The sequence below is a fragment of the Streptomyces sp. NPDC059852 genome (assembly GCF_042731455.1).
Classification (GTDB): Bacteria; Actinomycetota; Actinomycetes; order Streptomycetales; family Streptomycetaceae; genus Streptomyces.
Genome location: NZ_JBHWJK010000006.1, coordinates 254,485 through 275,733, shown reverse-complemented (window position 1 = coordinate 275,733; position 21,249 = coordinate 254,485). Strand labels below are relative to the sequence as shown.

Annotated in this window: 16 protein-coding genes; 13 read left to right on the top strand and 3 right to left on the bottom strand. The window is 73.0% G+C overall.

Translation table 11 applies throughout. The features are described from left to right. Positions 1-166: 166 nt before the first annotated feature. The 5 genes from ACFV46_RS10810 (at position 167) to gatB (ending at position 6,057) form a co-directional block, all read left to right on the top strand. A complete protein-coding gene (locus tag ACFV46_RS10810) occupies positions 167-2,377 on the top strand; it encodes a putative bifunctional diguanylate cyclase/phosphodiesterase (protein WP_385497775.1) in 2,211 nt (736 codons plus the stop codon). Between the two features lie 118 nt (positions 2,378-2,495). Next, entirely contained in the window at positions 2,496-2,792 is a 297-nt protein-coding gene (gatC, locus tag ACFV46_RS10805; RefSeq protein ID WP_019754397.1) for an Asp-tRNA(Asn)/Glu-tRNA(Gln) amidotransferase subunit GatC, read from the top strand. Between the two features lie 2 nt (positions 2,793-2,794). Beyond that, complete coding sequence (gatA, locus tag ACFV46_RS10800) at positions 2,795-4,288, top strand: Asp-tRNA(Asn)/Glu-tRNA(Gln) amidotransferase subunit GatA (RefSeq protein WP_385497774.1); 1,494 nt, start codon at positions 2,795-2,797, stop codon at positions 4,286-4,288. After that, positions 4,285-4,527 (top strand): hypothetical protein, encoded by a 243-nt coding sequence (locus ACFV46_RS10795; protein WP_361933777.1) that lies wholly within the window; start codon positions 4,285-4,287, stop codon positions 4,525-4,527. The genes gatA and ACFV46_RS10795 overlap by 4 nt, the downstream gene beginning before the upstream one ends. A gap of 15 nt (positions 4,528-4,542) precedes the next feature. Next, the gene (gene gatB / locus ACFV46_RS10790; protein ID WP_376727420.1) at positions 4,543-6,057 is read left to right on the top strand and encodes an Asp-tRNA(Asn)/Glu-tRNA(Gln) amidotransferase subunit GatB; all 1,515 of its coding nucleotides are present in this window, start codon (positions 4,543-4,545) and stop codon (positions 6,055-6,057) included. A 59-nt stretch (positions 6,058-6,116) separates the two neighbouring features. Here the strand turns inward: gatB and ACFV46_RS10785 are convergent, their stop codons facing one another. Continuing rightward, positions 6,117-6,920 (bottom strand): methyltransferase domain-containing protein, encoded by an 804-nt coding sequence (locus ACFV46_RS10785; RefSeq protein ID WP_385497773.1) that lies wholly within the window; start codon positions 6,918-6,920, stop codon positions 6,117-6,119. Between the two features lie 305 nt (positions 6,921-7,225). Between ACFV46_RS10785 and ACFV46_RS10780 the strand changes: the two genes are divergently transcribed. The 6 genes from ACFV46_RS10780 to ACFV46_RS10755 all read left to right on the top strand — a co-directional run bounded on the left by ACFV46_RS10780 (position 7,226) and on the right by ACFV46_RS10755 (position 14,350). After that, complete coding sequence (locus tag ACFV46_RS10780) at positions 7,226-9,454, top strand: MMPL family transporter (protein ID WP_385497772.1); 2,229 nt, start codon at positions 7,226-7,228, stop codon at positions 9,452-9,454. Beyond that, the gene (locus ACFV46_RS10775) at positions 9,432-10,007 is read left to right on the top strand and encodes a GNAT family protein (RefSeq protein ID WP_361933788.1); all 576 of its coding nucleotides are present in this window, start codon (positions 9,432-9,434) and stop codon (positions 10,005-10,007) included. The genes ACFV46_RS10780 and ACFV46_RS10775 overlap by 23 nt, the downstream gene beginning before the upstream one ends. 35 nt (positions 10,008-10,042) lie before the next feature. After that, complete coding sequence (locus ACFV46_RS10770; RefSeq protein ID WP_385497771.1) at positions 10,043-10,585, top strand: hypothetical protein; 543 nt, start codon at positions 10,043-10,045, stop codon at positions 10,583-10,585. A 164-nt stretch (positions 10,586-10,749) separates the two neighbouring features. Then, entirely contained in the window at positions 10,750-10,962 is a 213-nt protein-coding gene (locus ACFV46_RS10765; protein ID WP_376727417.1) for a hypothetical protein, read from the top strand. Positions 10,963-11,024: 62 nt separating this feature from the next. Then, on the top strand, positions 11,025-14,090 hold the full coding sequence (locus tag ACFV46_RS10760) for an AAA family ATPase (protein WP_376727416.1): 3,066 nt from the start codon (positions 11,025-11,027) through the stop codon (positions 14,088-14,090). A gap of 38 nt (positions 14,091-14,128) precedes the next feature. Further along, on the top strand, positions 14,129-14,350 hold the full coding sequence (locus tag ACFV46_RS10755) for a DUF6191 domain-containing protein (RefSeq protein WP_361933798.1): 222 nt from the start codon (positions 14,129-14,131) through the stop codon (positions 14,348-14,350). On the opposite strand, the gene ACFV46_RS10750 is transcribed toward ACFV46_RS10755, so the two are convergent. Beyond that, on the bottom strand, positions 14,337-15,539 hold the full coding sequence (locus ACFV46_RS10750; protein ID WP_376727415.1) for a PQQ-dependent sugar dehydrogenase: 1,203 nt from the start codon (positions 15,537-15,539) through the stop codon (positions 14,337-14,339). The genes ACFV46_RS10755 and ACFV46_RS10750 overlap by 14 nt on opposite strands. A gap of 94 nt (positions 15,540-15,633) precedes the next feature. Next, positions 15,634-16,632 carry an aldo/keto reductase gene (locus ACFV46_RS10745; protein WP_361933803.1) on the bottom strand — a complete coding sequence of 333 codons (999 nt, stop codon included), beginning with the start codon at positions 16,630-16,632 and terminating at the stop codon, positions 15,634-15,636. 75 nt (positions 16,633-16,707) lie between these two features. On the opposite strand from ACFV46_RS10745, the gene ACFV46_RS10740 reads away from it, so the two are divergent. Together ACFV46_RS10740 and ACFV46_RS10735 are read left to right on the top strand one after the other, a co-directional pair. Then, positions 16,708-17,658 carry a 2-hydroxyacid dehydrogenase gene (locus ACFV46_RS10740; RefSeq protein WP_385497770.1) on the top strand — a complete coding sequence of 317 codons (951 nt, stop codon included), beginning with the start codon at positions 16,708-16,710 and terminating at the stop codon, positions 17,656-17,658. A gap of 453 nt (positions 17,659-18,111) precedes the next feature. Beyond that, positions 18,112-21,144, top strand: a complete 3,033-nt coding sequence (locus tag ACFV46_RS10735) for a putative bifunctional diguanylate cyclase/phosphodiesterase (RefSeq protein WP_385497769.1) — start codon at positions 18,112-18,114, stop codon at positions 21,142-21,144. The last annotated feature ends 105 nt before the right edge of the window (positions 21,145-21,249 follow it).

Below are 21,249 nucleotides of genomic sequence, written 5' to 3'. Positions count from 1 at the left end.
CCGAGACGCTCCGAGAGGGCTCCGAGTGAGCTCCGAGAGAGTTCCGAGGACCGCCGAGGAGCAAGGAAGGGCGAGGGGAAGGGTTTTCCAGCGCGGGGCCGTCGAGGGCAGTCGTCGGGCGACGGGCCGCGTGGCGTGGGCACCGCCGGCTGTGAGAGGGACGGGAATGGAACCGACCGAGAGTGCCGCCCCGCACTCACGGCTGCGCCGGACGGCCGGCGCATGGCGCGGGTGGGCGACACGGACCGCGGATCGCCCGAACACGGGCACCGGGCGGGACACCACGGACGGCGGCGGCGCCCTGCGTGACGGCGAGCACGCCGCGGGGCTGTCGGACCCCGACCAGGAACGGCACCCGTCCTGGCCCGCGTTGCCCGCGTCGGTGGTCGCGGCCGCCGCCCTCGTCCTCGGAGCCGGCTTCTACCGGGCGTTCACCGGCGGCCACGCCCTCTTCCCGTCGGGCACCGTCGGCTGGTCCCTCGCCGTGCTGACCGGCATCATCGTCGGCCACCTGGTGGCCCTGGGCCGCGCCCGCTGGTGGGGCGGCACGGGCTCGGGCGCCGCCCTCACCCTCGCCGTGCTGCTGCTGTACGGCTGGGTGCCGGCCGGCATGGTCAGCCTCACCGTCGTCGTCCTGGTGGGTGCCGCCCGCCGGGGCCGCTGGCGCCAGGGCGTCCTGCACGGCGCGGTGGACATCCTCGGCATCGCCTCCGGCGCCCTGGTGCTGGCCGCGTTCGGCCGGGTCCCGAGCGTCGAGAGCCCCTGGAGCCCCGACACCTGGACGCTCTACACCGCACCCGGCGTGGTGCTGGTCGCGGTCGCCTACCTCCTCGTCACCCGCGTCCTGCACTGGTATCTGCACGCCCCGCGCGGCGGACTGCCCACCGTCGCCCGCACCGCCCTGGTCAGACAGGGCCTGGTCGCCGTCGCCCTGTTGGGCATCGCCCCGCTGGTGTGCGTGGTGGCCGTCGCCAAGCCCTTGCTGCTGCCCTTGTTCTCCATCCCGCTGATAGCCCTCGACTCCACCCTGTGGATCGCCAGGGCCCGGGCGGAGGAGCAGTTGCGCGATCCGCTGACCGGGCTGCCGAACCGGCAGTGGCTGCAGGAGCGGATCTGGACCGCGCTGGACGACGCCGAACGCATAGGCGCCCGCTCCGCGCTCATGCTGATCGACCTCGACCGCTTCCGGTCGGTGAACGACACCCTGGGACATCTCGCCGGTGACCGGCTGCTGTTGCAGATCGCCGACCGGCTGCGGCTCGCCCTGCCGCGCGGAGCGGAGGCCGCGCGGCTCGGGGGAGACGAGTTCGCCGTCCTGCTGCCCGTCGCCGACTCCACCACGTCCGCGACCCGAGTCGCCCGCGGCCTCGTCTCGGCGCTCAGCTCACCGCTCGACCTGGACGGCCTCACCCTGGTGCTGGAGGCCAGCGCGGGCGTCGCCGTCTTCCCGGACCACGCGCTCGACGCCGAAGGGATGCTGCGCCGCGCGGACGTGGCGATGTACCAGGCGAAGCGGGACCGCACGGGCGTCGAGGTCTACGAGTCCAAACGGGACTCCAACACCCCGGACCGGCTCGGGCTCCTCGGCGATCTGCGCCGCGCCCTCGACGCGCACGAGGTCGAGCTGCACTACCAGCCCAAGGTCCGCTTCGACGGACAGGTCGCCGGACTGGAGGCACTGGTCCGCTGGGTGCACCCCGAGCGCGGGAAGGTGCCGCCCGACGAGTTCATCGCGATCGCCGAGTCCTCGGGGCTGATGCCGCACCTCACCGAGTACGTCCTGGAGACCGCGCTCGGCCAGGTGGCGCGCTGGCGTTCCCAGGGCCTGTTCGTGCCGGTCGCCGTCAACGTCTCCCCGCGCGACGTGCACACCCCCGGGTTCGCCGGGTCCGTCGCCGCGCGCCTCGCCCGGCACGGGGTGCCCGCGGGCGCGCTCCAGCTGGAGATCACCGAGCACGTCCTGCTGGAGGACCCGACCCGCGCCGCCGACACCCTCGCCGCCCTCACCGGGCACGGCGTGAAGATGTCCCTCGACGACTTCGGCACCGGCTACTCCTCGCTGGTGCATCTGCGGCGGCTGCCGGTGAGCGAGCTGAAGATCGACCGCTCGTTCGTGGCCCGGCTCGCGGTGGACGCCGAGGACGCGGAGATCGTGCGGTGCACGATCGACCTGGCGCACTCCCTCGGCCTGCTGGTCGTCGCCGAGGGCGTCGAGGACGACGAGACCTGGGAGCGGCTGCGCGATCTGCGCTGCGACGCCGTCCAGGGCTGGCTGGTGGCCGCCGCCATGCCGCCCGAGGAGACGACCGCCTGGCTGCGGGCGCGCGGCTCACGCGGCTGGCAGCGCCCGAAGGCGGCGCTCCCGGCCGCCGAGTGACCCGGTGACGCCCTGAGCAGCCCCCCGCGGGTGCCGCAGGGAAACCGATGCACGGGCATGCCCCCCCGACCCATAGGATTGGGCCAAACCACACACACTCACCCCAGAGGATCGCTGCATGCCTGGCATCACGCGCGAGGAGGTCGCCCACCTCGCCCGGCTGGCGCGTCTGGAGCTGAAGCCCGAAGAGCTCGACCACTTCGCGGGACAGCTGGACGACATCATCGGCGCGGTCGCCCGCGTCAGTGAGGTCGCCGACCAAGACGTACCGCCGACCTCGCACCCGCTCCCGCTGACGAACGTCATGCGCGAGGACGAGGTCCGTCCCTCGCTCACCCCCGAGCAGGCGCTCTCCGGCGCCCCGGCCCAGGAGCAGCAGCGTTTCAAGGTGCCGCAGATCCTGGGGGAGGACTAGTCATGACGGACATCATCAAGCTCACCGCCGCCGAGACCGCCGCGAGGATCGCCTCCGGCGAGCTCACGGCCGTCGAGGTCACCGAGGCCCACCTGGCCCGGATCGAGGCCGTCGACGAGAAGGTCCACGCCTTCCTGTACGTCGACCGCGAGGGCGCCCTCGCGCAGGCCCGCGCGGTCGACGAGAAGCGGGAGCGCGGCGAGAAGCTGGGCCCGCTGGCCGGCGTCCCCCTCGCGCTGAAGGACATCTTCACCACCGAGGGCGTCCCGACGACCGTCGGCTCGAAGATCCTCGAGGGCTGGCTCCCGCCGTACGACGCGACGCTCACCAAGCGGCTGAAGGCCGCCGACGTCGTCATCCTCGGCAAGACCAACATGGACGAGTTCGCCATGGGGTCCTCCACCGAGAACAGCGCCTACGGCCCGACCGGCAACCCCTGGGACCTCACCAAGATCCCCGGCGGCTCCGGCGGCGGTTCCTCCGCCGCGCTCGCCTCCTTCCAGGCACCCCTCGCCATCGGCACCGACACCGGCGGTTCCATCCGCCAGCCGGCCGCCGTCACCGGCACGGTCGGCGTCAAGCCGACGTACGGCGCCGTCTCCCGGTACGGCATGGTCGCCTTCTCCAGCTCGCTGGACCAGGGCGGCCCCTGCGCCCGCACGGTCCTCGACGCGGCCCTGCTGCACGAGGTCATCGCCGGGCACGACCCGATGGACTCCACCTCGATCGACGCCCCGGTCCCGCCGGTCGTCGAGGCCGCCCGCAACGGCAGCGTCCAGGGGATGCGGGTCGGCGTGGTCAAGCAGTTCCGCGGCGAGGGCTACCAGGCCGGCGTCATCCAGCGCTTCGACGAGTCCGTCGAACTGCTGAAGGAACTCGGCGCCGAGATCGTCGAACTGGACTGCCCGTCCTTCGACCTCGCCCTGTCGGCGTACTACCTGATCGCCCCGTCCGAGTGCTCCTCCAACCTCGCCCGCTTCGACGGCCTGCGCTACGGCCTGCGCGTCGGCGACGACGGCACGCACTCCGCCGAGGAGGTCACCTCGCTGACCCGTGAGGCGGGCTTCGGCCCCGAGGTGAAGCGCCGCATCATGCTGGGCACGTACGCCCTGTCGAGCGGCTACTACGACGCGTACTACGGCAGCGCCCAGAAGGTCCGCACGCTCATCACGCGCGACTTCGAGAAGGCCTTCGAGCAGGTCGACGTGATCGTCTCCCCGACGACGCCGACCACCGCCTTCCCGATCGGCGAGCGTGCCGACGACCCGATGGCGATGTACCTCGCCGACCTGTGCACCATCCCGACGAACCTCGCGGGCAACGCGGCCATGTCGCTGCCCTGCGGTCTGGCCCCGGAGGACAACCTCCCGGTCGGCCTGCAGATCATCGCCCCGGCCCTGAAGGACGACCGGCTCTACAAGGTCGGCGCGGCCGTCGAGGCGGCCTTCGTGGAAAAGTGGGGTCACCCGCTGATCGAGGAGGCTCCGTCGCTGTGAGCAAGGCAATGTCCAAGGCCAAGGGCTTCAAGAAGTCGAAGTCCGGTCTGTACCTGTCCATGGCCACCACCGCGTTCGGTGCGGTCAACGTCGCCAAGCAGGCCAGGAAGGCCCGCGTGGAGAGCGACACGCTGCGTCTGATCGACGCCGCCGTCTCCGCCGCCGCGATCGTCACCGGCCTCGCCATCCTCTACCGCGAGCTGAAGCGGCTGGGCGACGACGACGTCCTGCTGGGCTGAGAGGGAACCTTCACCGTGACCACCACGACCGACCTGGTGTCGTACGAGGACGCACTCGCGTCGTACGACCCTGTCATGGGCCTCGAGGTCCATGTCGAACTCGGCACCAAGACCAAGATGTTCTGCGGTTGCTCGACCGCGCTCGGCCAGGACGCCAACACGCAGACCTGCCCGGTCTGCCTCGGCCTGCCGGGCGCGCTCCCGGTCGTCAACGCGACCGGTGTCGAGTCCGCCATCAAGATCGGTCTCGCGCTGAACTGCGAGATCGCCGAATGGTGCCGCTTCGCCCGGAAGAACTACTTCTATCCGGACATGCCGAAGAACTTCCAGACCTCCCAGTACGACGAGCCGATCGCCTTCAACGGCTACCTCGACGTGCAGCTGGAGGACGGGGAGACCTTCCGCGTCGAGATCGAGCGCGCCCACATGGAGGAGGACACCGGCAAGTCGACGCACGTCGGCGGCGCCACCGGCCGTATCCACGGCGCGTCCCACTCCCTGCTGGACTACAACCGCGCCGGCATCCCGCTCATCGAGATCGTCACCAAGCCGATCGAGGGCGCCGGCGAGCGCGCCCCCGAGGTGGCCAAGGCGTACGTCCGTGAGCTGCGCGAGGTCATCCGGGCGCTCGGTGTCTCCGAGGCCCGTATGGAGATGGGCCAGATGCGCTGCGACGTGAACCTGTCGCTGCGCCCGCACGGCACCGACAAGTTCGGCACCCGCTCGGAGACGAAGAACGTGAACTCGCTGCGGTCCGTGGAGCGCGCGGCCCGCTTCGAGATCCAGCGGCACGCGGCCGTGCTGTCGTCCGGCGGCACGATCGTGCAGGAGACCCGGCACTTCCACGAGGACACCGGGTCCACGACCTCGGGCCGCGTGAAGGAGGAGGCCGAGGACTACCGGTACTTCCCCGAGCCGGACCTGGTGCCGGTCGCCCCCTCGCGCGAGTGGGTCGAGGAGATCCGGGCGGCCCTGCCCGAACTCCCGCTGGCCCGCCGCACCCGGCTGCTGGCCGAGTGGGGCATCTCCGCCACCGACATGCAGGCGATCCTCAACGCCGGCGCGCTGGACCTGATCGTCGCCACGATCGACGCCGGTGCCGACGCGGCGTCCGCCCGCAAGTGGTGGATGGGCGAGCTGGCCCGCAGCGCCAACGAGTCGGGCAAGGCGCTCGACGAGCTCTCCATCACCCCCGAGCAGGTCGCCCGGGTCACCGAGCTCGTCGCCAAGGGCGACCTCAACGACAAGCTCGCGCGTCAGGTCATCGAGGGCGTCCTCGCGGGCGAGGGCACTCCGGACGAGGTCGTCGACAAGCGCGGCCTGAAGGTCGTCTCCGACGAGGGCGCCCTGGGCGCGGCCGTCGACGAGGCCATCGCCGGCAACCCGGGCATCGCCGACAAGATCCGCTCCGGCAAGGTCGCCGCGGCCGGCGCCCTGGTCGGCGCGGTCATGAAGGCCACCCGCGGTCAGGCCGACGCGGCCCGCGTCAAGGAGCTGATCCTGGAGAAGCTCGGCGTCACCGAGGGCTGAGCCCGAGGCAGGACACCGACGAGGGGGACGCACCGGATGCCGGTGCGTCCCCCTCGTCGTCACCGACGGCGCCCCACCACGCGGACGAAGCCCAGCGTGCGCCCCTGGTCGCGGCGGACCATCTCCGCGACCTGGCGGGCCATCGTGCGGTGGAACTCCTCGGGGCTCTCCTCGGCGACCACCTCGCACCACAGCAGCCAGTCCCGCCAGCCGTCGTCCAGCCAGTCGGCGGCCTCCACCTCCACGGCACCGCTGCGGGTCCAGTGGCGCCGCCACCAGCCGGCGCTGTGGAAGCACCAGTACGCGGGCTCCCAGTACGGCCGCAGATGCTCCGGCGGCTCCACGCCGTCCGGCTCCTCGCGCAGCGCGGGGACGACGACGCCGATCCGGCCGCCGGGGCGCAGCAGCCGGGTGAGCGTGGGCAGGTAGAGGTCGTCGGTGCCGAAGTACTGGTACGCGTCGACGCTCACGATCGTGTCGAAGCAGCCCTCGGCGAACGGCAGGTCGTGCGCCTCGGCCTTCACGGGCAGCACCCGGTCGGCGAAACCGGCCTCGGCGATCCGGCGCGCGTTGTCGTCGGGCTCGATCCACAGATCGGCGGCGGTGACCTGCGCGTCGTACTCCCTGGCCAGGAAGACGGAGGTCATGGCCCGGCCGCAGCCCAGGTCGAGGACCCGGGCGCCGGGGCGCAGGGCGTCCAGGCCGAGGGCGGGGGCCAGCCACTCCAGCAGCCAGAGCGCGTTCGGCCCCATCTGGTTGTCGACGACCCAGCGGGCGTCGTAGCGGTTGGCGCGCGGGTAGCGGGGATGGGTCAGCCGTTCGGCGAGGGACTCGCTCGAGGGGTGCGGGGTGTGGTCCGGCATGGGTGGACAGGCTCCTTGGGTCCGGAAGCCGAACAGAATACGGAGGAGCCCGGCCGGGCGCTCGGAATAAGTTCCCGGTGCGCGGAGGCACTTCTGTGAGAGGCGCCACCTGCGACGACACAATCGCCGTTACTGTCCTGTGATCTTCCTCCTATTGCTGTGAACAACCCCACGATCGCGGCAAACGATCATTTTCTGCTGCAAGAGTTGTTTCACATCGCTCATGCGTTCTTTGCGGGCTGTTCACTTCATGAACGACTGTTCCCGGTCAAAGATCCACACATCGTCCCCCTGGGAGCACGTCCGTGGCAGCTCTTGCACGCTGGTGTGTCCAACGCCGCCTCGTCGCCGTACTGCTCTGGCTCCTCGCCTTCGGCGGGGTCACCGCGGCCGCCGCCGTCACGGGCTCCGCGTACTCCAACGACTACGAGGTCCCCGGCACCGAGTCGGGCCGTGCCACCCAGCTGCTGCAGGAGGGCTTCCCCGGCCTCGGCGGTGACAGCGACAGCGTCGTCTGGCACACCCCGTCGGGCACCGTCCGCGCCGGCGCCGTCCAGCAGACCATGACGCGCACCCTGGACGACATCGCGCACCTGCCCGGCGTCGCGTCCGTGGACGGCCCCTACGGCAAGGAGGGCGCCGCCCGGATCAGCGAGGACGGGCACACCGCCTACGCCACCGTCACCTTCCACGACGGCGCCGAACACCTCGACAAGGGCGAGGCCCGGGCCGTCGTGGACACCGCCAAGGCCGCGGAGACCGACGGGCTCCAGGTCGAACTCGGCGGGTCCGCCGTCGCCCTCACCGAGTCACCGGGCGGGCCCACCGCCGAGATCGTCGGCGTGGCCGTCGCCGCCGTCGTGCTCTTCCTCGCCTTCGGCTCGCTCGCCGCCTCGCTGCTGCCCATCGCCACCGCCCTGGTGAGCGTCGGCACCGCCTACGCGGGGATCGCGCTTCTCGGGCACGCCATGACGGTCGCCGACTTCGCCCCCATGCTGGGCATGCTCGTCGGGCTCGGCGTCGGCATCGACTACGCCCTGTTCATCGTCACCAGACACCGCCGCGGCCTCAAACGCGGCCTGCCCGTGGCCGAGTCGATCACCAACGCGGTGGCCACCACCGGGCGCGCGGTGGTGTTCGCGGGCGCAACCGTGTGCATTGCCCTACTCGGCATGCTCATCCTGCGGCTCAGCTTCCTCAACGGCGTGGCGATCGCCGCCTCGCTGACCGTGGTCCTCACCGTCGCCGCCTCCGTGACCCTGCTGCCCGCCCTGCTGTCCCTCATCGGCCTGCGCGCCCTCAGCCGCCGCGAGCGGCGCCGCCTGGCCGAGCACGGCCCCCAGCCCGAACTGCCCACCGGCCTCGCCGCCCGCTGGTCCGCCTTCGTGGAGCGCCACCCCAAGGCCCTCGGCGCGATCGCCCTCGCCGTCATCACCGTCCTCGCCCTGCCCACCCTGGGGCTGCGCCTCGGCACCTCCGACCAGGGCAACAACCCGGCCGGCTCCACCACCCGCCAGGCCTACGACCTCCTCGCCGACGGCTTCGGGCCCGGCGTCAACGGGCCGCTCACCCTCGTCACCCGGGTCGGCGGCGCCGAGGACAAGCTGGCCCTGGACAACCTGGACGCCACCCTGCGCGCCACCGGGGGCGTCGCCTCGGTGACCCCGGTGACGTACAACGCGCGCAGCGACACCGCCTACCTCACCGTGGTCCCGGAGTCGTCCCCGCAGTCCCACCGGACCAGCGACCTCGTGGACCGGCTGCGCGACGACGTCCTGCCGCGCGCGGAGACCGGCACCTCCCTCGACGTGCACGTCGGCGGCATGACGGCCGGGTACGACGACTTCGCCGACGTGATCGTCGGCAAGCTGCCCCTCTTCGTCGGCGCCGTCATCGGCCTCGGCTGTCTGCTGCTCCTGTTCGCCTTCCGCTCCCTCGGCATCCCGCTGAAGGCCGCCGTGATGAACGTGGCCGCCGTGGCCGCCGCGTTCGGCGTCGTCGTGGCCGTGTTCCAGTGGGGCTGGGGGAGCGAGCTGCTGGGGCTGGGCAGGGCCGGGCCGATCGAGCCCTTCCTCCCCGTGATCATGGTGTCCGTGCTCTTCGGGCTCTCCATGGACTACCAGGTCTTCCTGGTCAGCCGGATGTACGAGGAGTGGCTGGAGACCGGCGACAACCGGCGGGCCGTACGCGTCGGCCTCGCCGAGACCAGCCGGGTGATCAACTCCGCCGCCGTCATCATGATCTCCGTGTTCCTCGCCTTCGTCCTCAGCGGCGACCGCGTGATCGCCATGTTCGGCATCGCCCTGGCGGCGGCCGTCGCCCTGGACGCGTTCGTCCTGCGCACCCTCCTCGTCCCCGCCCTCATGCACCTGCTCGGCGGCGCCAACTGGTGGCTGCCCCGCTGGCTCGACCAGCGCATGCCCCGCATCAGCATCGAGCCGCCCGAGTGCCGGGCCGCCCATGAGAGGCTCACCGACGTCGTGGCGGAACTCGAGAAGGAGCAGAGGGACGATGTACGCGATATCCCTGGGTGACGACGGAGCCGAGCTGAGGCCGCTGGAGCCGTGGCACGCCGACGCGTTCCTGGCCCATCTGGAGCGCGGCCGGGAGTTCATCGGACGGTTCATCCCGTTCGGCTCGGCCGTCACCGACCCGGCGTCCGCCCGTGACACGCTCCAGCGGTACGCCGACCTGCGCGCCGCGGACAGTGCCTCGTACCACGGCATCTGGCTGGACGGGAAGCTCGTCGGCGGCGTCCTCACCCTGCACTTCGACGCCGCGGCCGGCACCTGCGAGGTCGGCTGCTGGCTGGAGCCCGCCGCGACCGGGCGCGGCCTCGTCACGCGGGCCATGCGCGTGCTCATCGACTGGGCCGTCGAGGAGCGCGGCATCCACCGCGTCGAATGGGTCGCCGCCGCCGGCAACACCGCCAGCCTGGACGTCGCCCGCCGCCTCGGCATGACCCGGGACGGCGTGCGCCGCGAGGCCCACCTCCACGGTGGGGTCCGCCACGACCTGGAGATCTGGTCGGTCCTCGCCCCGGAGTGGCGCGAAGCACGCGCGCGTGCCGCGCACAGCGATCATTAAGACACCTCTCAGGAAGCATCCGTACCGTGCCGGACATGGGAACGAAGACAGTGGACGAGACCGTGACCGCGGCCAAGGCCGACGACGAGACCGTGGACGCCACCGAGGCTGCCGAGGCCCAGGCCGACGCCGCCGCCGGGGACGAGCCCGAGGAGGTGGCCGCCGAGGCGACGGAAGCGGCACCCTCCTTCGTCGGCCAGGGCGCCGCCGCGGTGGTCTCCGCCGCGCTCGGCCTCGTGTCCCTGACCGGCGGCTGGATCGGCACGGTCGCCGCCGCCCGCGAGACGCTCATCGGCCAGCTGGAGACGTCGTCCCAGGCGAACGTGGCCACGCAGATCAAGGCGGTCTACGGCGACGCCTGGCAGACCTCCGCGCTGGTCGCCGGCCTGTTCGCGGTGGTCGCGCTGATCGTCGGTGTCGTGGTGCTCGCCCGGCCCGCGTTCGGGGCCCCCGGCGCGCCGCAGCCCGCCTGGATCAAGTCCGTCGCCTGGGGCGGAGTCGCCCTCGGCGTCATCGGTCTGCTCCTGGCCGTCCTCAAGTACACCGACGCGCTGCTCGGCCTGCCCTCGGCGGGCTGAGCCACCGCGGATCGAAGGGGCCTCAGGGCCGCCGTAAGCACCTTAGAGGGCGGCCTGAGGCCCCTTCGCCGTCTCTAAGGCACCCGCCCGGCCGGCAAGATGCGGCACTCTCCCGATGTGGCGGACCTCCCTGGGAGACGAAGGTGGAGGCATCGCAGAAAGCGATGACAGCCCGGATCCACCAGGGGGACACCATGTTCGACCACGAGATGCACCACCTCCGCACCGACGAGCTGATCCGCCAGGCCGAGCACGAGCGCCTGGTCCGGGAGGCCGTCCGGGTCCGCCGCGCCGAGCGCCGCGCCGCCCGGAAAGCGGAGGACACGCCCTCGCATACCGCCCGCCCCGGCCACCGGCGAGCCGCACGCGCCGCGTGAGGCCGCCGGGGAGCGGGCCCGGCACCACGAAAACCGGTGCCGCGCCGCCCGCGCCGCGTGCGATGCTCGGGCCTGTGGAGAGCCGCTCCGTAAGCCCCGTGTTCGTCGGCCGGACAACCGAGTTGGAGACGTTGGACGACGCGCTGGCCCGTGCCACCACGGGCGAGCCGCAGGCGTTGGTCATCGGCGGCGAGGCCGGCGTCGGCAAGACCCGCCTCGTCGAGGAGTTCGCGACGGCGGCCGCCCGCGCGGGCGCCGTCGTGGCCCTCGGCGGCTGCGTCGAGATCGGCGCCGACGGCCTGCCGTTCGCCCCCTTCTCCACCGCCCTGCGCGCCCTGCGCCGCCAACTGCCCGAGGAACTCGCCGCGGCCGCCGCCGGACAGGAGGACGAGCTGGCGCGCCTGCTGCCCGAGGTGGGGGAGACCCCCGCCGGCCTCGGCGCCGACCGCTCCGGCGAGGAGGGCATGGCCCGCCTCTTCGAACTGACCGCCCGCCTCCTGGAACGCCTCGCCGCCGACCGCACGGTCGTCGTCGCCCTGGAGGACCTGCACTGGGCCGACGCCTCCACCCGGCACCTGCTCACCTACCTCTTCCGCACCCTGCGCACCGGCCGCCTCGTCGTCCTCGCCACCTACCGCTCCGACGACATCCACCGCCGGCACCCGCTGCGCCCGCTCCTCGCCGAACTCGACCGCTTGCGCACCGTCCGCCGTATCGAGCTCGGCCGCTTCACCCGCGACGAGGTCGGCTGCCAGATCGCCGGCATCCTCGCCCGTGAACCCGACCCGGCCCACGTCGACGCGATCTTCGAACGCTCCGACGGGAACGCCTTCTTCGTCGAGGAACTCGCCGTCGCCACCCACGAGGGCGGCTGCACCGGCCTCACCGACTCCCTGCGCGACCTGCTCCTCGTCCGCGTCGAACGGCTGCCCGAGAGCGCCCAGCGGATCGCCCGGCTCGTCGCCGAAGGCGGCTCCACCGTCGAGTACCGGCTGCTCGCCGCCGTCGCCGACCTCGCCGAGGACGATCTGATCGAGGCGCTGCGGGCCGCCGTCAACGCCAGCATCCTCACCGTCGCGCCCGGCGACGACGGCTACCGCTTCCGGCACTCCCTCGTCCGCGAGGCCGTCGCCGACGATCTGCTGCCCGGTGAACGCTCCCGCATCAACCGCCGCTACGCCGAAGCCCTCGAAGCCGACCCGACGCTCGTCCCGGCCGGAGAGCGCGTGATGCGGCTGGCCAGCTACTGGTACCACGCGAACGACCCGGCCAAGGCCCTGCCCGCCGTCCTCGACGCCTCCGTCACCGCCCGCCGCCGGCGCGCCCACTCGGAGCAACTCCGGCTGCTGGAACGCGCGATGGAACTGTGGGACGCGACCCCCGCCGACATCCGCGCCACCCTGCGCCCCGTCGACTACACCGAGGCCTATCCGCCGCCGCTGTCCGAGCGGCGCGGCGGCACCGCCGAGCCCGCCGCCCCGCTGCGCTACCTCGACCTGATGGCCGAGGCGGCCGTCGCCGGACGCCGCTGCGGGGAACGCGAACGCGCCCTGAAGATCACCAAGCGGGCTCTGCACCTGCTCGAGGAGGAGCACGACCCGCTGCGCGCCGCCTGGTTCTGGATCCAGCGCTCCCGGCTGGTGCAGGCCCTGGCCCGTGGGGACGGCTGGAAGGAGATCGGCACCGCTCAGGACCTCGTCCGCGGCCTGCCGCCGTCCGAGGTGCACGCCGAGGTGCTCGCCACCGCCGCCAGCTGGTCGATGCTGCGCGACCCCGGACCCGACGCGGTGTCCGCCGCCGAGCGGGCCGTGGAGTACGCGCGCATGGTGGGCGCCGAGGACATCGAGCTGAACGCCCGCCTGACCCTCGGCGGACTCATGGTCGAGGCCGGGGACGGCGCCGGCCTCGACCAGATGTACGAGGTCAAGGAAGCGGTCCTGGAACGCGGCCTCGTCTCCGTGGTGGGCCGCAGCCATGTGAACCTGCCGTCCGCTCTGGAAGGCGTCGGCCGCTCGGCGGAGGCCGTCGCCATCCTCCGCGAGGGCCTGCGGCTCACCCAGGAGTGGGGCCTGCGCGACTCCGAGGCCTGGGTGTGGGTGAACCTCGCCGAGTCCCTGGTCTCCCTCGGCCGCTGGGACGAGGCGGCCGAGGCCGCCGTCGGCGCCCAGCGCACCAGCCAGTCCGCCAAGCCGCGCGGGGGCGCCGCCGCACGCCTCGCCCAGCTCGCGCTCGACCGGGGCGAGACCGCCGAGGCCGCCCGCCACCTCGCCGCCGCGCGCGCCTCCTACGGCACCCACGACCCGATGCCGCAGCACAACCTGCCCATGTCGCGCCTCGCCCTCGGGACAGCCGCCGCCGAGGGCCGCCTCCTCGACGCCCGCGCCGAGGCCGACCGCGTCCTCGACGCCGGCTTCCCGCCCGGCACCCAGCGCTACGTCTGGCCCCTGCTGCTGGACGCCGCCGTCGCCGAGTCCGACGCCCGCGCCCTCCCGTCGCCCGGCGGACGCGACGGACGCACGGCCTTCCTGGGGCGGCTCTTCGAGGCCGTCCGCACCCTCGCCACGGGCGCGCCCGTTTGGCGGGCCTACGAGCGGTGGACCCGCGCCGAGCTCGACCGGGCCGAGGACCGCACCGACGCCGGCACCTGGTCCGACGTGGTCACCGCCTTCGAGTCCCTGGCACGCCCCTACGACCTCGCCCGGGTCCGCCACCGCCTGGCCGAGGCCCTGCTGACCGAGGGCGGCGACGACGAGCGCGCCCGCGCCACCGAACTGCTCCGGCTGACCCGGGCCACCGCCGTCCACCTGGGCGCCCGTCCACTCGCCGACGCCACGGCCCTGCTGGCCCAGCGGGCCCGCCTCAGCCTCACCACGGCCCCGCCCCCCGCCGACCCGGCCGACACCCTCGGCCTCACCAGCCGCGAGCGCGATGTGCTGCGCCTGGTCTCCGTGGGCCGCACCAACCGCCAGATCGCCGAGGAGCTCTTCATCTCCCCGAAGACCGCGAGCGTCCATGTGTCGAACATCCTCGGCAAGCTCGGCGTCTCCGGCCGGGGCGAGGCGGCCGCGGTGGCGCACCGGATGGGGCTCTTCCCGGTGGAGACACTCACCTCCGGATCGCGCGGCTGAGGCATACGCTGCAAGGGACGCCGGTCGGAGGAGGTCCCGTGTTCAACGCGTTCGAAGAGCTCTTCGCGCCGGGCCGCAAGCACGAGCACGACGAACAGAAGCGCCTGGAACTGACCCGCGAGGACGTCGGGGACAGCGACCCCGGACGCGGGCCGATAGACCTCGCCTCCGGAAAGGTCGTCGTACGGCGTACCGAGCCGGCGCCCCCCGAGGAGGACGACGAGGACGGCGAGGAGGACAGCCGCCTCAGCTCACCTTGAGCTCCAGAATGCGGTCGTCGCCGGTCTTGGGGTCGCCCCTTCCGTCGGTGTTGCTCGTCACCAGCCACAGCCGGTCGCCGCCCGCCGCCACGACCGTCCGCAGCCGGCCGTACTCGCCCTTCAGGAAGGGCTGGGGGTCGGCCGACGCCTTGACGCCGTCGAGCGGGACGCGCCACAGCGTGCGGCCCTTCAGCCCTGCCATCCACAGAGAGCCCTTGGCGTGGGCGAGCCCGCTGGGAGAGGCGTCGTCGGTCGCCCACTGGGCCAGCGGACCGTGGAAGTCCTTGTCGTCGGTCCTGCCCTCGGCCTCGGGCCAGCCGTAGTTGTCGCCGGGCTTGATCGCGTTCAGCTCGTCCCAGGTGTCCTGGCCGAACTCCGAGGCGAACAGCCGCTGTTCCCGGTCCCAGGCCAGGCCCTGCACATTGCGGTGGCCGTAGGAGTACACCGGGGAGTCCGGGAACGGGTTGCCCGGCGCGGGCTCGCCCTCGGGCGTCATCCGCAGGATCTTGCCGCCCAGGGACTTCTTGTCCTGGGACAGCCCGGTGTCGCCGCTCTCGCCGGTGCCCGCGTACAGCATGCGGTCCGGGCCGAAGCCGATCCGCCCGCCGTTGTGGATGTAGCCCTTCGGTATGCCCTTGAAGACCGTGTCCGGGGCGCCCAGCTGCTCGCCGGCGGGCCGCTTCGCGTCGTAGAGCATCCGCACGATGCGGTTGTCCGAGGCGGAGGTGAAGTAGGCGTAGATCATGCGGTCCGCGGCGAAGTCCGGGGACAGCGCTATCCCCAGCAGCCCGCCCTCGCCGGCCGCCGACACCCCGGGCACCTCGCCCAGCTCGGTCTTCTTCCCCGTATCCGGGTCGACCCGGATGATCGTGGCGTCGTCACGGGAGGACACCAGCAGATCGCCGCCCGGGATCGGGGCGAGACCCCAGGGGGTCTTCAGGCCCTCGGCGACCGTGCGCACCACGGAGACCGTGCCCTTCGCGGGCGGGGTCGCGGTCGCCCGGGCGCTCGGCGGCGCCTCGGAGCCGGCGGTGGCGCTCGGGCGCGCGCCTCCGTTCTTCTCCGGCGCGTCACCGTCGCCGGACGAGCATCCGGCCGTCAGCAGGAGTGCGGCGGCGGCCAACACGGCCGGCACGGCTCGACGTTGCACGATCACGGTCCCTTCGACGCGGCGGGTCTCACTCTTCATACACCGCCCGAGCCCGACGGGTTCCCGATCTCCTGGGACCGGTCACGATCGTCGGTCACGGGTCCGGGGTCGGCCCGCCGGGGCGGCCCCGCCGTCAGTCCCAGGATCCCCGTGCCCGGGGCAGCTCCGCCACCTCGGCCAGGTCCTCGCTCGTCAGCCGCAGCCCCTCGGCCCGCGCGTTCTCCGTCACCCAGCGCTCCCGCTTGGCGCCCGGCACCGGCACCACGTGCCGCCCCTGCGCCAGCACCCACGCGAGCGCCACCTGCGCCGGAGTCACCCCGTCGCCGTGCCGGGCGGCGATCCGGCGCAGCCCCACCACGATCGGCTGGTTCGCCGCCATCATCTCGGCGGTGAAGCGGGGATGCCGGGCGCGCACGTCGTCGGGCTCGAAGCCCTGGCCCGGGGTGAGGGTGCCGGTCAGGAAGCCGTTGCCGAGCGGCATCGCCGCCAGGAAGCCGACCCCGCGGGCCTCGCACCACGGCAGCAGCGTCTCCAGGGCCTCGGGCGACCACACCGACAGCTCGGCCTGCACCGCGCTCACCGGGAAGACCTGCTGCACCCGCTGGAGCTGGCGGATCGTGGCGTCGTGCAGGCGTGCGCCGGATCGCCGTCCGCCGCGGGCGCCGACCGCGCACAACCCCAGCGCCCGCACCTTGCCGGCCTGGACCAGCTCGGCCATCGCGCCCCACGTCTCCTCGACGGGCACCTCCGGGTCGGCGCGGTGCAGTTGGTACAGATCGATGACGTCGGTCTGCAGCCGGCGCAGCGAGGCGTCGCACGCCCGTCTCACATAGCCGGGGCGGCCGTTGGCCACGATGTGCTGCTCGCCGACCAGCAGGCCGACCTTGGTCGACACGAAGGCGTCCGGCCGCCGCTCCTTCAACACCCGCCCCACCAGCAGCTCGTTGGTGAACGGGCCGTACATGTCGGCGGTGTCCAGCAGCGTCGTGCCCAGATCGAGCGCGCGGTGCACCGCTCGCACCGACTCCTCGCCCCGCTGCCGCGACGAGCTGTAGGCCCAGCTCATCGGCATGCAGCCGAGGCCGACGGCTCCCACCGCGAGTGCGCCCGCGCCGATCGTCCTGCGCTCCACCTGGCCGTAACCCTCCCTCTTCCGGCACCCCAACCTAACCTCTGCACACCAGTTCGCCTGACATAGCCTCCAGGCATGACTGATGACGTGTGGCTCCCGCTCCGGCCGGACGAGATCGACGGCCTTCCCGCAGGTCCGGCGTACCGCTTCTGGGACGGCGGCGAGGACTATCCCGCCGATCCCGCGGAGTGCGCGTTCTACGTCGTGCCCTATATGAAGGCGCCGGAGGTCGGTCAGCGCCCCCTGCCCGGGATGACCGCCCTGCAGGTCGTGCAGACGCTGTCCGCGGGCACCGACCACGTGGAGCCGGGCCTCAAGCACCTGCGGCCCGGCGTGCGGCTGTGCAACGCGCGCGGGGTGCACGAGGCGAGCACCTCCGAACTCACGCTCACGCTGATCCTCGCGTCCCTGCGCGGCATCCCGGACTTCGTACGGGCCCAGGACAAGGGGGAGTGGCGCGGCGGCTTCCGGCCGGCGCTCGCCGACAAGAACGTCCTCATCGTGGGATACGGCTCGATCGGCGCCGCCATCGAGGACCGGCTCGTCCCCTTCGAGGTGGCGCGGGTGGCGCGCGTCGCGCGCTCGGCGCGCACCACGGCGCGCGGCCCCGTGCACCCACTCACCGATCTGTCCGCCCTGCTCCCCGACGCGGACGTCGTCATCCTCTCCACGCCCCTCACGGAGGCGACCCGGCACCTGGTCGACGCCGGTTTCCTCGCCCGTATGAAGGACGGCGCGCTCCTGGTCAACGTCGCCCGCGGCGGCGTCGTGGACACGAAGGCCCTGCTCGCGGAGGTGGAGACCGGCCGCATCACGGCGGCCCTGGACGTCACCGACCCCGAGCCGCTCCCGCCGGCGCACCCCCTGTGGCGGGCCCCCGGCGTACTGGTCAGCCCGCACGTCGGCGGACCCACGTCCGCGTTCCTGCCGCGCGCGAAGCGGTTGCTGGTGGACCAGTTGACTCGTTGGGTGAACCGGGAGCCCTTGCGCAACGTGATCCTTACGACGGGCGCGAACCGCGCGTGACGCCCACCGGCCGACCGCGCGCGGGGTGACGCGCTCGCCGCCACGCAACACGCCGGAAATCCGCTTCGAGTACCGTCCGCAACCCTTCGGAAGCGGTCCGTACGCGCATATGCGCTGGTCGTCACGGAGAGTAGAGATGCTATGTCCCTGAGTGACGAGACTGGTGTATCGTCCGGACAGGGGCTGCGCCGCGCACCGTTCGGCGCCGGGGACGGACAGACCAGATGTGTGAGGGGGGCGACGGGCGATGCACGGCCTATGGACGATCGATCCGACGCTGCGGGGCCGCCGACGGCGACCCTGGCGGACGGCCGCCCGCGGACGCGGCCACCAAGCCGGTCACGGCTGCCGTCACGGCCAGCATCCACGCGGGCCCGGCGGCCGGAGGCGGCAGACCCGCCCGGCCCACCGGGACCCGCGGGACCCACGAGCGGCGCGCACCGGGAGGGACCGGTGAGCTCGCCACCGCCCTCCCCGACGCGCGTCGACGGAGTGCGGGACCGGCGCACACCGCGGCTGACCCTGCCGAGCCCGCTGCTCGGCGGCTCCGCTCTCGCCCAGCAGTGCGTGCTGGCCCTGGTGTGCGCGGCCTATGCCGTCGGGTCCGCGGTCGGCTGGGGCTCGGACCGACTCGCCCTGATCATGGGCGACTTCGGACTGGCCGCGGCCGCCGCGGTGGCCGCCGTCTCCTGCTTCCGCTACGCCCGCAGCCGCCGCATCCGCTTCCGGCCCGCCTGGCTGCTGTTCGCGCTCTCCTCGGCGATGGCCGCCCTCGGCAACCTGGTCTGGGGGTGGTACGAGGTCGTCCTCGAGCGGTCCGTGCCGAGCCCCTCGTACGCCGACGCGTTCTTCCTGTGCTTCGCGCCGCCTGCCATCGTCGGCCTCCTGGTGCTCGCCAAACGGCCCGTGACCAAGGCCGGCTGGGTCTGCCTGGGGCTGGACGCCTGGCTGATCGGCGGCTCGCTGCTGACGCTGGCCTGGAGCCTCGCCCTCGCCCAGGCCGCCAAGTCCGAGGGGCCCAGCGTCGCGCACACCGCGCTCTCGCTCGCCTACCCGCTGCTGGACATCGCCTTGGTCAGCATGGTGCTCGCCCTGCACTTCCGGCGCTCCTCGACCAACCGCACCGCGATCAACACCGCGATCGGCGCGCTCGCCCTGACCGTGATGTGCGACGCGCTGTTCACCTCGCCGCTGCTCCACCACTCGTACCAGTCGGGCCAGTTGCTCGACGCCGGATGGTTCGCGGGCTCCCTGCTCCTCGCCTACGCGCCCTGGGCGGCACCCCGGCGCGGAGCCGCCGACGCGGGTCGCAAGGACGGCGCCGGGCACTCCCGCGTGGTCCACGAGCATCTGCCGGGACAGCGCGGCGCCGGCCACCACCACCCCGCCCCGCCGCCGGCCCCGCAGCCGGGCGACCAGCCCCGGTACCCGCTCACCCGGCCCATCGCCGGCTCCCTGGCCGCGCTCACGCCCTACCTCGCCGCCGCCGTCTGCACCCTGGGCATCCTGTACAACGTCCTCAACGGCCGCAGCGTCGACCACGTCGTGCTGATCACCGGCGGCACCGTGGTGCTCGCCCTCGTCGTGCGCCAGGGCATCATGCTGCTCGACAACATCACCCTCACCCAGGAACTCGCCCAGAAGGAGAACCACTTCCGCTCCCTGGTGCAGGGCTCCAGCGACGTCATCATGATCGCCGCGCCCAACGGCGTCCTGCGGTACGTCTCCCCGGCCGCCGCCGGGGTCTACGGCCGCTCCGCCGAGGAGCTGGTCGGTTCGGAGCTGGCCGGACTCATCCACCCGGAGGACCTGGGCTGCGTGGTGCACGAGGTGCGCCGCTTCCTCGCCGCGAGCCCGCTGGAGGAACCCACCACGCGCATCGAGTGCCGGTTCCGCTCCGGCGACGGCGGGTGGCTCAACGTCGAGTCGACGGTCAACCGGCACCACGGCGGCCTGATCTTCAACAGCCGGGACGTCACCGAGCGGGTCCGTCTGCAGGCCCAGCTACAGCACAACGCCGAGCACGACCCGCTCACCGACCTGCCCAACCGCGCCCTGTTCACCAAGCGTGTGCAGCAGGCCCTGTCCGGCCGCCGCGCCACCGACCGGGGCGTCGCCCTGCGCAACACGGCCGTGCTCTTCATCGACCTCGACGGCTTCAAGGGCGTCAACGACACGATCGGACACCAGGCCGGGGACGAGCTGCTCGTCCAGGCCGCCCGCAGACTCCAGGACGCGGTCCGCGGCGGGGACATCGCCTCGCGGCTGGGCGGCGACGAGTTCGCGGCCCTGATCACCGGAGACGGCACCCGCGACCGCGCCGCCCGGGAACGGCACATCCTGGAGCTCGCCGACCGCCTCAGGGTGACGCTGTCCCAGCCCTACCTCATCGACGGCAACGATGTCCGCGTCAACGCCTCCATCGGCGTCGCCTTCGCCGAACCGGGCCTGGGCGCCGGGGAGTTGCTGCGCAACGCCGACCTGGCCATGTACCGGGCCAAGGCGGGCGGCAAGGGGCGCGTCGAGCTGTACAAGCCGCAGATGCAGCAGGACGTCGTCCGCAAGGCGGAGCTGGCCACGCGTCTGCGGGCCGCGCTGCACGACGGCGAGTTCGCGCTGCTGCACCAGCCGGTGGTGTGCCTGGAGACCGGCCGGATCGCGTCGGTCGCCACGCAGGCGCGCTGGCGGTCCTCGCAGGGGGTGCTGTTCACGCCCGCCGAGTTCCTGCGGGTGGCCGAGGACAGCGACAAGACCGCCGAGCTGGGCCGCTGGATGCTGGAGGAGGCCGTCGAGCAGGCCGCCGAGCGCACCGCGACCGGCCACGCGGTCCCCGTCGCCGTACGGGTGGGCGCGCGCCGGCTGCTCGACCGGTCGATGCCGCTCGGCTCCGTGGAGACGCTTCTGACGCGGTACGGGCTGCCGTCCGGGTCGCTCGTCGTCGAGCTGGCCGATCTCGACCCGCGGATCCCGCTGGACGAGCTGGAGCGCCGGCTCAGCGGGCTGCGCCGGCTCGGCGTCCGGATCGCCCTGGACGGCTTCGGCAGCGGATACGCGGCCATCACCGCCCTGCGCCGGCTCCCCGTCGACGTGCTCAAGCTCGACCGGGGCCTGGTCGAGGGCGTCGTCGAGTCCGCCCGACTGCACAAGATCACCGGTGGGCTGCTGCGGATCGCGAGCGACCTCGGGCTCCAGTCCGTGGCCGACGGCGTGGACCTCCCCGAGCAGGTCGTCGCCCTGCGCTCCATGGGCTGCACCCATGGACAGGGCATGGCCTTCTCCGGTCCGCTGGACGAGTACCGGCTGCGCCGGGCGCTCACCGCCGGCCACTACCCGGTGCCGAACGGCCCCGTCGAACCCGCGTTCGTGGGTGGCGCGCGGGAGCCCGCCGAACGGGGTACGGGCCGGTACGCCGGAGGGGTGCCCGCCGTCCTCGGCGGTGGGACGGGCCTGCGTTCACATAATGAGACTCCCGTCCCACCCACTTGACACCGGGTGCGCGCCGGGGGGAGGGTCAGTGCCATGCGCACCCGAATTCTCGTACTTGGAAAGCGCGTCGGCTGAAGCTGGTGACGTCCGGACCGACCCGGAATC